At 50.4% G+C, this 13,948-nt stretch carries 6 protein-coding genes and 4 pseudogenes; 5 read left to right on the forward strand and 5 right to left on the reverse strand.

All coding sequences use genetic code 11. The features are described from left to right. The first annotated feature begins 16 nt into the window (after nt 1-16). The 3 genes and pseudogenes from L0M13_RS03455 to L0M13_RS03465 all read left to right on the forward strand — a co-directional run bounded on the left by L0M13_RS03455 (nt 17) and on the right by L0M13_RS03465 (nt 6,037). A pseudogene (locus tag L0M13_RS03455) lies at nt 17-2,226 on the forward strand (alpha-galactosidase). 26 nt (nt 2,227-2,252) lie between these two features. Next, nucleotides 2,253-3,977 carry a glycoside hydrolase family 35 protein gene (locus L0M13_RS03460; protein WP_235198305.1) on the forward strand — a complete coding sequence of 575 codons (1,725 nt, stop codon included), beginning with the start codon at nt 2,253-2,255 and terminating at the stop codon, nt 3,975-3,977. A 30-nt stretch (nt 3,978-4,007) separates the two neighbouring features. Then, nucleotides 4,008-6,037 (forward strand): annotated as a pseudogene (locus L0M13_RS03465) (beta-galactosidase). A gap of 470 nt (nt 6,038-6,507) precedes the next feature. Here L0M13_RS03465 and L0M13_RS03470 read toward each other — a convergent pair. From L0M13_RS03470 to L0M13_RS03490, 5 genes and pseudogenes are all read right to left on the reverse strand, one after another. After that, on the reverse strand, nt 6,508-6,666 hold the full coding sequence (locus L0M13_RS03470) for a hypothetical protein (protein ID WP_235198306.1): 159 nt from the start codon (nt 6,664-6,666) through the stop codon (nt 6,508-6,510). 113 nt (nt 6,667-6,779) lie between these two features. Then, a complete protein-coding gene (locus L0M13_RS03475) occupies nt 6,780-7,877 on the reverse strand; it encodes an ABC transporter ATP-binding protein (protein ID WP_235198307.1) in 1,098 nt (365 codons plus the stop codon). A gap of 145 nt (nt 7,878-8,022) precedes the next feature. Next, the gene (gene galT / locus L0M13_RS03480; protein WP_235198308.1) at nt 8,023-9,501 is read right to left on the reverse strand and encodes a UDP-glucose--hexose-1-phosphate uridylyltransferase; all 1,479 of its coding nucleotides are present in this window, start codon (nt 9,499-9,501) and stop codon (nt 8,023-8,025) included. 2 nt (nt 9,502-9,503) lie between these two features. Continuing rightward, nucleotides 9,504-10,498 (reverse strand): annotated as a pseudogene (galE, locus tag L0M13_RS03485) (UDP-glucose 4-epimerase GalE). Between the two features lie 2 nt (nt 10,499-10,500). Next, nucleotides 10,501-11,679, reverse strand: coding sequence for a galactokinase (locus tag L0M13_RS03490; RefSeq protein WP_235198309.1), 1,179 nt, complete (start codon nt 11,677-11,679; stop codon nt 10,501-10,503). A 126-nt stretch (nt 11,680-11,805) separates the two neighbouring features. Between L0M13_RS03490 and L0M13_RS03495 the strand changes: the two are divergent. Together L0M13_RS03495 and L0M13_RS03500 are read left to right on the forward strand one after the other, a co-directional pair. Continuing rightward, nucleotides 11,806-12,959, forward strand: a pseudogene (locus L0M13_RS03495) (ROK family protein). A gap of 44 nt (nt 12,960-13,003) precedes the next feature. Further along, nucleotides 13,004-13,894 carry a PucR family transcriptional regulator gene (locus L0M13_RS03500; RefSeq protein WP_235198310.1) on the forward strand — a complete coding sequence of 297 codons (891 nt, stop codon included), beginning with the start codon at nt 13,004-13,006 and terminating at the stop codon, nt 13,892-13,894. Nucleotides 13,895-13,948 lie beyond the last annotated feature (54 nt).

Genomic DNA, 13,948 nt, shown 5'->3' on the forward strand with positions numbered 1-13,948 from the left:
GAGCAGGAGGTATATTGTGCCGATTTTATACAACGATGCCACGCGGGAGTTTCATCTGCAAACCGAAAAGACCAGTTATATCCTATCGATCCTGCAAAACGGCCAGCTTGGCCAACTTTACTACGGCAAAAAGCTGCGCCACCGGGAGTCGTTTGAGCGTTTGTTCCATATCGAAGAAATGCCGAATACTGCCTGCACCACTGAAGGGGATCCGGTATTTTCGCTGGATCTGCTCAAACAGGAATACCCGGCTTTCGGTACGACCGATTTCCGGGAACCCGCTTATCAAGTGCTGCAGGAAAACGGCAGCCGCATCACGGATTTTGTCTACAAGGAGCACGCGATTTTCAAAGGCAAAAAGAAACTCGATGGTTTGCCTGCAACGTATGCAGAAGACGATGCGGAAGCGACGACTTTGGAAATCACTTTATACGACGAGGGAATCGATGTAGAACTTTGCCTATCGTATACGGTTTTCGAACAACTGAACGCGATTGCAAGATCCGTAAAATTTACGAACCACGGGATGCTGAAAGTGAATCTGGCAAGAGCGTTGAGTGCCAGCCTGGATTTGCCGGATGCTAATTTTGAATTGGTGCAGCTATCGGGCGCTTGGGTGAGAGAGCGTCATGTGAAAATGCGCAAACTTGTGCCTGGCCTCCAAAGCATCGCGAGCACAAGAGGAACGAGCAGTGCCCAGCAAAATCCCTTCCTTGCATTGAAACGGCCGGAAACGACCGAACATCACGGCGAAGTTTACGGCGTGAGCCTCGTCTATAAGCGGGAATTTCCTGGCACAAGTGGAAGTGGACCATTACGGCGTGAGCCGCCTGATGATCGGCATCAACCCATTCGATTTCAACTGGCTGCTGGAAAGCGGCGAAACCTTCCAGACTCCGGAAGCGGTTCTGGTTTATTCGGCGGATGGTTTGAACGGCATGAGCCAGACCTACCACCGGCTTTACCGGACCCGGTTGGCGCGGGGAAATGGCGCGACCGGGAACGACCGGTGCTGATCAATAACTGGGAAGCGACTTATTGGGATTTTGAAGAGAAGAAAATTTTCGAACTTGCCCAGTCATCCAAGGAGTTGGGTGTGGAATTATTCGTTCTGGATGACGGCTGGTTTGGCAAACGCGATGACGATACGACGTCGCTCGGCGATTGGATGGAAGACAAGCGTAAATTGCCGAACGGCATCACCAAACTGGCGAAAGACATTACAAGTTTAGGCATGGAATTCGGCTTGTGGTTCGAGCCTGAAATGGTCTCAAAAGCGAGTGAGCTGTACCGGACACATCCGGACTGGGTGCTGCATGTACCCAATCGCCGGATGTCGCACGGACGCAATCAACTGGTCCTCGATTTTTCACGCCAGGAAGTGGTGGACCATATCTATGGCCTGATGGCAAAGGTGCTGCAGGAAGCGCCGATTTCGTATGTGAAATGGGACATGAACCGCTATATGACGGAAGTCGGTTCGTTGGAATTGCCGTCAGACCGCCAGCGGGAAGTCGCCCATCGCTACATCCTCGGAGTCTATTCTTTATATGAGCGCTTGACGTCGGAATTTCCGCATGTGCTGTTCGAATCTTGTGCAGGCGGCGGGAGCCGGTTCGACCCGGGCATGCTCCATTACGCGCCGCAGGGCTGGACGAGCGATGATACGGATGCGGTGGAACGCTTGAAGATCCAGTATGGAACATCCATGGTCTACCCGGTTTCTTCAATGGGGGCCCACGTTTCTGCCGTGCCTAACCATCAAGTGGGACGGGTGACAAGCCTGGAAACGCGGCGAATACCGCTTACTTTGGTGCATTCGGCTATGAACTCGACGTCACGAAAATGACAGGCGATGAAAAAGAACAAGTAAAGCAGCAAATCGTTTTCTATAAGGAAAACCGGAAGCTGATCCAGCAAGGGCAGTTTTACCGGATTGAAAGCCCTTTTGCAGAAGATGGCAATGAAACGAGCTGGATGGTCGTGTCAGACGACCAGCAGGAAGCGCTTCTCGGCTATTACCAAGTATTGGCCCGTCCGAATCCAGGCTATAGCCGCATTTTCTTCAAGGGCTTGAATCCGGAATTTGAGTACGCGATTGACGGGATTGAAGATACATTTTACGGCGATGAATTGATGGAAGCCGGTCTGCAGTTGAACCGCTACCGAAAACAAGCCCATCCAGCTGATTTTTCTTCCGCTCTCTTCAAGCTAAAGCGAATTTAACGAAAACGTACATAGGAGGCGTCGAATTGCTGACTGTTAAAAACGATTCTTTTTATCTGAATGAACAGCCGTTCCAGATCTTGTCCGGCGGCATCCATTATTTCCGGACAGTGCCGGAGCAATGGGAAGACCGGCTCCAGAAATTGAAAGCGCTCGGATTGAATACGGTCGAGACTTATATTCCATGGAATTTCCATGAACCGAAAAAAGGTGAATTCAATTTTGAGGGAATGGCGGATATCGAACGCTTTATCGAACTGGCCCACAAACTTGGCTTGTATGTCATCTTGAGGCCGGCGCCTTATATTTGCGCCGAATGGGAAATGGGCGGATTGCCTTCCTGGCTAATGAAAGAAAAGGGCCTCGTCATGAGAAGCAGCCATTTCGCATTTCTGAAGCATGTGGACGAGTACTTCGACGAGCTGCTGCCGAAATTCAAAAAGCATCTACTCCAAAACGGCGGACCGGTCATTGCGATGCAGATCGAAAACGAATACGGCGCTTACGGCAACGATCTGGAGTATTTGGCGTTTTACCGTGATCAATATGAAAAACACGGACTCGATACGTTTTTATTCACATCTGACGGACCGGATTTCATCACGCAAGGTTCGATCCCGGATGTTACGACGACGCTGAACTTCGGTTCGCGCGTGGATGAATCGTTCGAAGCGCTGGAAGCTTTCAAACCGGGATCGCCGAAAATGGTGGCCGAGTTTTGGATTGGCTGGTTCGATTATTGGACCGGCGAACATACCGTGCGGAGCGGCGACGATGTGGCGGCGGTATTCAAGGAAATCATGGAAAAGAACATTTCCGTCAATTTCTATATGTTCCACGGCGGCACCAACTTCGGCTTTATGAATGGCGCCAATCATTACGATATCTACTACCCGACGATTACAAGCTACGACTACGACAGCTTGCTGACAGAAGGCGGAGCAATTACTGAGAAATACAAGGTAGTGAAAAAGGTCTTGAGTGAGTTTACTGAAGTGCCGGAGGATATCGAAGAGGTAGTTTCTGCCAAAGAATACGGAACGGTGGTGTTAAGCGAAAGCGTCAGTTTGTTTGATGTCCTCGATTCCATCAGCGAAAAAGTGGAGCATATCGTACCGCTTCCGATGGAGGACATCGGCCAAGCATACGGCTATACGCTCTACCGCACAACGGTCAACCGCCAAGGGGAGTTGAAATTCAACTCGGGCAATATCCGCGACCGCAGTTCCATTTATGTCAACGGGCGCTTCGTCACGACAACCTATATCAACGATGAAGATAAAACAGTGGTTTTGGATTTCCCGGCAAAGGTGAATACACTCGAAATCTTCGTTGAGAATATGGGGCGCGCCAACTACGGCGAACACTTGACCGATCCGAAAGGCTTGATTAAAAACTTATGGCTCGGCGAACAGTATTTCTTCCACTGGGAAATGTTCAAAGTGGAAATGGACCGCTTGCCGGCAGATTACCAGCTGAGTGGCAGCGACCGCTACCCGAAATTCTTCCGCGGGTCGTTCGATGCGGCAGAAGGGTTGGATACATATGTCGATACGGCCGGCTTTACTAAAGGCAATGTCTTCATCAACGGCTTTAATCTCGGACGCTACTGGAACGAAGCAGGACCGCAGCAACGCCTGTATTTGCCAGGACCGCTGCTGAAAAAAGAAAACAATGAAATCGTCGTCTTGGAACTGGAAAACACGGCGACCGACATAATCCAATTGCTCGCTCAGCCGAAGCTTAGCTGACAGGATTGATCATAGAAGGGATGGAATTGAATGATTAACAGGAAATTACCGAAAATCTGGCACGGCGGGGATTACAACCCCGAACAATGGGACGGGAAAGAAATCTGGGATGAAGATGTACGCATGTTCAAACTGGCGGGAATCGACGTCGCAACCTTGAACGTCTTTTCATGGGCGCTCAATCAACCCGACGAAGAGACGTACAATTTCGACTGGCTCGATGACAAGATCAACCGTTTGTACGAAAATGGCATCTATACGTGTTTAGCGACGAGCACAGCGGCGCATCCTGCCTGGATGGCGAAGAAATATCCGGACGTGCTGCGTGTGGATTTCTACGGACGCAAACGGAAATTCGGAAGCCGCCACAATTCATGCCCGAACAGCCCGACTTATCGCGAATACTCAGAGAAAATTGCTGAGAAATTGGCCGAACGCTATAAAGACCACCCGGCTGTCCTCATTTGGCACGTATCGAACGAATACGGCGGCTATTGCTATTGCGATAATTGCCAAGACGCATTCCGCGGCTGGCTGAGCGATAAATACGGAACACTGGAGAAGTTGAACAAAGCCTGGAACACAGGTTTCTGGGGACATACGTTCTATGAGTGGGACGAAATTGTCGCACCGAATATCTTGAGCGAAGAACGCGAAAACAATGAATCCGATTTCCAAGGCATCTCGCTCGATTACCGCCGCTTCCAGTCGGACAGCTTATTGGATTGCTACAAACTGGAATACAACGCGATCCGCAAACACATTGCAGAGACGCCGATTACGACCAACTTGATGGGCACATATCCGATGCTCGATTATTTCAAATGGGCAAAAGAAATGGACGTGGTGTCGTGGGATAACTATCCGGCGATCGATACGCCGTTCAGCTATACAGCGATGACACATGATTTGATGCGCGGACTGAAAAGCGGGCAGCCCTTCATGCTGATGGAGCAGACGCCAAGCCAGCAAAACTGGCAGCCGTACAATTCGCTGAAGCGTCCAGGCGTCATGCGCTTATGGAGCTACCAGGCAATCGGCCGCGGTGCGGACACCATTCTTTACTTCCAATTGCGCCGTTCTGTCGGTGCTTGCGAGAAATACCACGGAGCGGTCATCGAGCACGTCGGCCACGAAAATACCCGTGTGTTCAATGAAGTCGCGCAATTAGGCCAGGAACTGAACCAATTAGGCGATACGCTGCTCGATGCACGCGTCAACGCCAAAGTGGCGATCGTCTTTGACTGGGAAAACCGCTGGGCGACGGAACTGTCAAGCGGACCTTCCGTTTCGCTCGACTACGTCAACGAAGTCCATAAATACTACGATGCGCTTTATAAACTCAATGTCCAAGTCGACATGATCGGCGTCGAAGAAGAATTAAGCCAGTACGATGTCGTCATTGCGCCGGTGCTTTACATGGTGAAAGAAGGCTATGCAGCGAAAGTGGAGCAATTCGTCCAAAACGGCGGCACGTTCCTGACGACGTTCTTCAGCGGCATCGTCAACGAAACGGATATTGTGACGCTTGGCGGATATCCGGGGGAACTTCGCAACGTGCTCGGCATTTGGGCAGAAGAAATCGATGCGCTGCATCCGGACGTCACCAACCAGATCGTCTTGAAAGATGCCCGCGGAAAATGAGCGGCAGCTATTCGTGCAACTTGCTGTTTGATTTGATCCATACGGAAGCCGCTGAAGCAGTCGCGGAATACGGCTCCGATTTCTATAAAGGCATGCCGGTCCTGACTGTCAACCAATTCGGAAAAGGAAAGGCATGGTACGTCGCATCCAGCCCGGATGCAGAATTCCTGGTCGACTTCCTGCAGACCGTCTGCGAAGAAGCAGGCGTCGAGCCGCTTCTTGCTGTACCGGAAGGCGTCGAAACGACTGAACGCGTGAAAGACGGCCAGACCTACTTGTTCGTGTTGAACCATAATAACGAAGAAGCAACGATCGAATTGAAAGACAGCCAGTACAAAGAAGTGCTGACAGATGAACAAGTGAGCGGCAACCTCGTACTGAAAGAAAAAGGCGTGCTCATTTTAGCGAAAGTGTGAAAAGATTCGTCCCAAAAATAATTTGGGACGACACAGACTGCAGACAAATTCGATTGAATCGAGTTTGTCTGCAGTTTTTTTAATGGCTTGAAGCCGTTAAACCGCTCCGGTCGCTTAGGGGACGGCTCCCGCAAGAAGCCAGAAAGAGAGCCTGTCTTCTTGCTTCGCCCACCCCATGGATGCGCCTTCGCTCAGTTTCTTGTTAAACGGAGAAAGCAAGGAACGTATTCGATTCTTTTGTCTGCTGTCTACGATCGAATTTGTCTGCAGCTTTTTTAATGGCTTGAAGCCGTTAAACCGCTCCGGTCGCTTAGGGGACGGCTCCCGCAAGAAGCCAGGAAGAGCGCCTGTCTTCTTGCTTCGCCCACCCCATGGACGCGACTTCGCTTAGTTTCTTGTTACACGAAGAAAGTAAGGAACGTATTCGATTCTTTTGTCTGCGGTCTACGATCGAGTTTGTCTGCAGTTCTTTAATAGCTTGAAGCCATTAAACCGCTCCGGTCGCTTAGGGGGACGGCTCCCGCAAGAAGCCAGGAAGAGCGCCTGTCTTCTTGCTTCGCCCACCCCATGGACGCGCCTTCGCTCAGTTTCTTGTTAAACAGAGAAAGCAAGGAACGTATTCGATTCATTTATCTACTGTCTCCTATCAAAATCTCTCCATACAAAAAACCGGACGAGGGGGGTTGTCCGGTTTTTATGTGCTGTGTCTATGAAATTGAATCGCTGCTTATTCTTGTTGCGATTATTTGATGCGCAGCTCGGATTCGATGTCGAAGAAATGCGCTTTGTTCATATCGAAGGCCATGTCGATTGTTTGCCCCGCTTGTACGTTAAAGCGGGCATCTACACGTGCCACAAAATCCTGTTCGTTCACTTTCGAGTAAAGGACGATTTCCGATCCCATCAATTCCGCCACTTCCACGTAAGCTTTGATTTTCGTATGCGGGGAATGCTCAAGGAACAACGGCTCATCGTGAATATCTTCCGGACGGATGCCGAGCACGATTTCTTTGCCGACGTAGCCTTGGTCACGCAGCATGGACAGTTTGCCTTCCGGCACCAGCACTTTGATGCCTTCCATTTCAAATGAATCCCCAACGATTTTTCCGCGCAGGAAGTTCATGGATGGCGAACCGATAAAGCCGCCGACGAACATATTGTCCGGCAAATCGTATACTTCTTTCGGTGTGCCGACTTGCTGGATAAAGCCGTCTTTCATAACGACAAGGCGCGTCGCCATCGTCATCGCTTCGGTTTGGTCATGCGTTACGTAGATCGTTGTCGTCTGCAAGCGGCGGTGAAGTTTTTGGATTTCCGTACGCATTTGCACACGCAGTTTCGCATCCAAGTTCGATAACGGCTCATCCATCAAGAACACTTCAGCGTCGCGCACAATGGCACGCCCAAGAGCAACACGCTGGCGCTGACCGCCGGACAAAGCTTTCGGTTTCCGGTTCAAGTAATCATCAAGACCGAGAATTTTCGAAGCGTTCGCTACGCGTGATTTGATTTCGTCTTTTTTCATCTTGCGGAGTTTCAAGCTGAACGCCATATTGTCGTAGACGCTCATATGCGGGTAAAGTGCGTAGTTCTGGAAAACCATCGCGATGTCGCGGTCTTTCGGCGATACGTCGTTGACGCGTCGGTCGCCGATGTACAAGTCGCCGTCTGTGATGTCTTCAAGGCCGGCGATCATGCGAAGCGTTGTGGATTTTCCGCAGCCGGAAGGGCCGACGAGCACGAGGAACTCTTTATCGCGGATCTCCAGATTAAAATCCTTTACAGAGACCACACCTTTTTCATATTCTTTTCGGATATTCACTAAATTCAAACCTGCCATTTGAGTCCCTCCAATTTTTGTAAGTGCTTTCATTTATTAAATAAAGCATACCGCAGGGGAGGGGAATGGTGAATGGCAAGGATGCACAAAATTCTGTGAAACCTTCGTGCACATTTGCCAGCGACCCGAAACCTGCGGCACCGATTTAGTTGTCCAAGGCATCAATAAAGCGCTTGAAAGCTCTTTCGTCTTTTAAGACACCAGCGTCTTCAAGAACCCGGACGAATTTCTTGCCGAGTTCTTCCCGCAGAACCGCATCCGCCTCTTCCGGACGTTGGAGTGTGCCGTACTGCGCTTTGAGCTGTTCCGCCCATTCGAGATGGGAAGGAGCGACCGCGTGCGTATTGCCAAGCAGAAACTGTTGGATTTCTGCGAGTTCTTCTTTCAAGCGAGGCGGCAGAACCGCAAGCCCCATCACTTCAATCAAGCCGATATTCTCTTTCTTGATGTGGTGGACATCCTCATGCGGGTGGAAGATGCCGGATGGATGGGCTTCCGACGTCCGGTTGTTACGCAGCACCAAATCGATTTCAAACAGCTCGCCGCGTTTTCTCGCAATCGGCGTGATTGTATTATGCGGAACGTCTCCTGAGAAAGCGAGGACGTCTGCTTGTTCATCCGAATAGGTCCGCCATGTCTGCAAGATCTGATCCGCTGCGTTCACAAGCGGATCAATCGCTGCCGCTTTCAACCGGATCACAGACAAGGGCCATTTCACCACCGAAGCGGTGATTTCAGGATAGGCAGCCAAGTTAAACTCAAAAGCATCTTCCGCCCGGGTCATGGCGAATTCATAGCGGCCTGCCTGATAATGGTCGTGGCTTAAAATCGAGCCGCCGACAATCGGCAGATCGGCGTTCGACCCGACAAAATAATGCGGAAAGCGTTCAGTAAAAGCAAGCAGCCGTTCAAAGCCGGAGCGGTCGATTTTCATATCGCGGTGTTCCTCGGAAAGCAGGATGCTGTGCTCGTTATAGTAGACATAAGGCGAATATTGCAAATACCAATTCTCACCCCGAAGCGGAATTTTCACAATCCGGTGGTTGGCGCGGGCCGGGTATCCGATTCGCCCGACATAGCCTTCGTTTTCCTTGCACAATAGGCATTTCGGATAGCTGAGCGTCTGCTTCATCTCGCGTTCCCGTTTGATTTGCATCGGATCTTTTTCAGGCTTGGACAAATTGATCGTAATATCCATTTGGCCGTAAGGCGTAGCCGTTTGATACGAAATGTTTTTCCGGATCCGGTTCATCTGGATGTAGTTGCTGTTCTGGCTCAATTCATAAAAATAATCAGTCGCAGCAATAGGGGATTCCGTGTATTTTTCATTGAACGCCGCATTGATGGCAGAAGGCCGCGCCACAAAGCAATTCATGATATTGGCCGACAGCATTTCCTTGTCGTCCAGCATATCCAGAATCACGCCTTGCTCGACTGCGTAAGCGACCAACCCTTCAAGAAGGTTCGGGATGGTGTCTTCTGCTGCTTCGAGCATCTCTTCCGGAAACGATTCGAGGCCGAGCAGATGCATCACCTGATTGCGGGCGTAATCCTGATCCGCCGGTTCGATTAACCCGGCTTCCGTCGTTTTCCGGATAAGCCCTGCGAGTGTTTCATAAACCATGTTTACACGTCCTTTTCGTAGCCGGCGGGATGCGTCGAATGCCAGTTCCACGCATCTCCAATGATTTTTTCGACGGAAGTATGGACCGGATTCCAGCCGAGCAAGCTGCGTGCTTTATCGGGACTCGCAATCAGCGTTCCCGGATCTCCAGCTCTGCGTGCGCCGATTTTCACCGGGATGTCTTTCCCGGTCACGGTCCGTGCAGCATCGATCATTTCCTTTACCGAAAAGCCTTTTCTGCTGCCAAGATTGAACACGTCGCTTTCGCCGCCGTTTCGCAAATACGAAAGTGCCAATAAATGCGCTTGGATCAAATCCTCAACGTGCACATAATCACGGATGCACGTTCCGTCCGCTGTATCGTAATCGTCGCCGAATACCGTGATGTCGCTTCTCTGGCCAAGCGCCGTCTGCAGAATAAGCGGCACGAGATGCGATTCGGGCCGGTGGTCTTCACCAATCTCCGCCGATTCGCGTGCGCCTGCTACATTGAAATAGCGCAAAGAAACAAATTTCAAGCCGTGGCCAAGTGCCGTCCATTTCATCATCTTCTCCATCGTCAGCTTTGTTTCACCGTACGTATTGCCAGGGTTCGTCGGCATCGATTCAGTAATCGGCACCGCTTCCGGTTCGCCGTACGTGGCAGCAGTGGAAGAAAAGACGATTTTCTTCACACCGTGGTCGACCATCGCCTTTAATAAAACCTGCGTGCCGTACACATTGTTATCAAAATACTTGAGCGGTTCTCCATAGATTCCCCGACAAGCGAGTTCGCCGCAAAATGCAGCACTTCATCAATCGCTTCTTTTTCAAATACCGAATTCAAAAACGCAGCGTTCCGGATATCGCCTTTATAAAAGACGGCTTTCGGATGGACCGCTTCCCAGTGGCCCGTCTCCAAATTATCCACCACAACAACTTCCATTCCTTCATCAATCAATTGATAGACGGCATGAGAACCGATATAGCCGGCTCCGCCCAATACTAGTATCCGCATCATCAAAACTCCTCTGTCAGTTCTTTTGCACCGTCGGAAATTTTCGCTTCATAAAATGAAGGGGCATAACCGAATGCTTCGGTATATTTTTGTGTGAGCTGTTCTTTGAAATTCTCCACTTGCGCTTGATGGACGATCGCGATGGCACATCCACCAAAACCGGCACCGGTCATGCGTGCCCCGATCACGCCAGGGAAATGCCAAGCCGTTTCGGCGATGGCGTCGAGTTCTGCACCCGTCACTTCGTAGTCGTCCCGAAGCGAGATGTGGGATTCGTTCATCAGCTTGCCGAACTTTTGCAGATTGCCGCGCTCGAGCTCTTCTAAGGCAAGCAAGGTCCGTTCATTTTCATAGACGGCATGCTTCGCGCGTTTCACATTCGTCTCGTCTTGGATCAAATGCTTCACTTTTTCAAATTGCTCTGACGTCAATTCGCCGAGGCTCGTGACCGAAACTTCGGTGCGGATATCTGCCAGTGCCTGCTCACATTCCGCCCGCCGTTCGTTGTATTTCGAGCCGGCCAATGTCCGCTGCTTGTTGGAATTGATGATGACAATTTCGTGTTCGCCCAAATCCACCGGGGCATAGCGGAAATCGAGCGTTTGGCAATCCAATAGCATGGCAAAGTCTTTTTTCCCTTTGCCGATCGCAAACTGGTCCATGATGCCGCTATTGACGCCAATATAGTCGTTCTCGACCTTTTGCCCCAGCTGAATCATCTTCAAGCGGTCGATTGTGATGTTGAATAAACCCTCGAGCACCACGCCCGTCGCCATTTCAATGGAAGCGGAAGAAGAGAGGCCGGCGCCATTTGGAATGTTTCCGGAAAACAGGATATCCATACCGCAGGGGAGAAGAAAGCCGTTTTCGCTGAAAAGATGAATCATGCCTTTCGGGAAGTTCGCCCAGCTGTGCTCCGGATTGTGGGACAAATCGGAAAGCTCGCATTCAATGACGCCTTCTTCCGGAAAGTTCAGCGAGTAGAACCGCAATTTTTGGTCGCTGCGTTTTTTTGCCGCGGCATAGGTACCAAAGGAGATAGCTGCGGGAAACACATTGCCGCCATTGTAATCCGTATGTTCGCCGATTAAATTGATGCGCCCGGGGGCAAAAAAGAAACGCGGCGGATCCGCCGTTTCGAAGACTTCGTTAAACGCCTGGGACAATTGCTGCTGATTCATCTTCTTCCACTCCAATACTTTATAAATTAATTTAATTAACATGAGTATAAAGGAATTTGGTAAACTATTCAATAAGAAGATTGAAAATTAAAAAACACAGGAAACGAACGATACGGAGGGACCTCTATGCGCCATGGCAGCTTTCAATGGATGAAGTCGATGAACAAATCGATCATCCTCAATAAAATCAGAAAAGACGGACCGATATCCCGAGCGCAAATTGCGCGGGAGACGAATTTGACGCCGCCGACCGTCAGCAGCAATGTCAAAGAATTGCTCGAACAGAAAATCGTTGAAGAGCGGGACATCGGCGAATCGCAAGGCGGCCGAAAACCGACAATGCTCGTCATCAACGACCAGGCTTTCTGCATCATCGGCGTGGATGCGGGACCGGAGAACATCAAGTGCATCGTCTCGGATCTGGCAGGCAAGATTTTAAAAAGAAGCGAAATCAAACTGGAATTGCCGGTCGACAACAGCCAATTCATCGACGCGTTGAAAAGAGGGATCTCCATGTGCCTGGACGGAATTCCGAAATCGGAAAACGAAGTGATCGGCATCGGAATCGCCATGCACGGCGTTGTCGATGTGGAAAAAGGCATGTCATTGTATGCCCCGAACCTTGGCTTGTCGGATATCCCGATCAAAGAAGAACTGGAAAAGGCATTCGGTTTGGAAGTGAAAGTGGAAAACGATGCACGGGCGATGGCGCTCGGCGAATTTTGGTTCGGCAATCCCGGCGACGTAAAAAGCATGCTTGCGGTGAATATCGGAAGAGGCGTCGGCGCGGCCTCATCATCGACGGCAAGCTGTATCACGGCTCTTCCGACATTGCCGGAGAAATCGGCCATATGACGATTGATTTGCACGGAGAAATCTGCGAATGCGGAAACCGGGGATGCCTGCAGACCTTTGTCACCGGACCCGCTATTGCGCGGAAAGTAAAAGCGCAGGCAAATCCGCTGACTGCGGAAACGATCTACGAACTGGCGGTCGGAGGAAATGAAGACTACGCGAACATCTTGGCTGAATCCGGTCGAGCAATGGGCATCGGACTGACAAATCTCATTCATATCATCAATCCGGAGAAAATCGTCTTAGGCGGCGGCGTTTCAAAAGCTGAGAAGTTTCTGCTGCCTGCCATCCGCGAAACGATTGAGAAATCTGCGCTCACTGCGTCAGCGAGCCGGACCCGGGTGGAAGTGACGAAACTCGGCGACGATGCGACGCTGATCGGAGCCATTACTTTATTGCTTGTGGATGTTTTTGAACTGGCGTGAAACCAGGCAGAAACGAAAATTCCGTCGAAGAAAGAGGTGTTTCCATGACTGATCAATTGAAGAAAATCTACTCTTCCTTGATTCGCTACGAAGAAAGAGGGCGTGAAGTGGACGGCGCCTATCACTGGTTCATGACAGCGGACAATGACATCATCGGCATTCACGAAAGCGAAGTGGACGATAAAAACCTGGCCGTGCTCACCGCTTTCTTGAAGCCTTACCATAACGAATTTCCGGAAATGACGGCAGAAGAAGTGAAGTGGAGACAGGCAATCGACGCTGGCTTCGCTGCAGAAGATTCGGAAACGGTCCATCCGTACCGCTTTGTTTACTTTTCCATTAAGGAAAACCAGATCAGTCCGGAAATCTTCAAAGAAGCGGTCCATGATTTATTTCCCGGAAGCGTTCCGATTTTATGGGAGAACGGCCACGAAGGCATTTTGATCGAGCATACGGAAATCGGCAGCGACAACATCATCTACGAAGAAATCATCGATGTGTTGATGAGCGATTTGTACATCAAGATCAATTTTCTGGTCGGCCCGTTTAAAGAAGGGATGGAGAAAGCCGCAAGCTACCACGCCTTTATGAAAACGGCGGCTGCCTCGATTTTTGCCCATTCCGATAAAGCGGTGGCGAATCTTAGCGACGCCGTGCCGTATATGCTGATCGAAGGGGCGGATAACAGCCAGCATCACATCATCCGCGAAATGATTTTGCAGGACTACGCAGAAGACGAAGAGACCTTGAAAATGATCGACGTGTTTACGCGTTACAATTTGAATGTCTCGGAAACCGCGAAAGCCTTGCATCTCCACCGCAACAGCCTGCAATACCGCTTGGACCGTTTTGCGGAAAATACAGGCATCGATATCCGGAAATTCCACCACGCCATGGCCGTCTATCTGGCGATGCTCGCAACCCCTTCCGAATAGCAGGAAATTCCGTTTAACTTGTAGAAATAAAAGCTAACTGAACAGCTTGCGTTA

The organism is Planococcus sp. 107-1 (assembly GCF_021513255.1).
Lineage (GTDB): Bacteria > Bacillota > Bacilli > Bacillales_A > Planococcaceae > Planococcus.

Bases quoted from the DNA above. Each gene is read 5' to 3' on its own strand.
- L0M13_RS03490 (WP_235198309.1), bottom strand. From the start codon at position 11,679: ATGAATCAGCAGCAATTGTCCCAGGCGTTTAACGAAGTCTTCGAAACG.
- galT (WP_235198308.1), bottom strand. From the start codon at position 9,501: ATGGTTTATGAAACACTCGCAGGGCTTATCCGGAAAACGACGGAAGCC.
- L0M13_RS03470 (WP_235198306.1), bottom strand. From the start codon at position 6,666: ATGAATCGAATACGTTCCTTGCTTTCTCTGTTTAACAAGAAACTGAGC.
- L0M13_RS03500 (WP_235198310.1), top strand. From the start codon at position 13,004: ATGACTGATCAATTGAAGAAAATCTACTCTTCCTTGATTCGCTACGAA.
- L0M13_RS03475 (WP_235198307.1), bottom strand. From the start codon at position 7,877: ATGGCAGGTTTGAATTTAGTGAATATCCGAAAAGAATATGAAAAAGGT.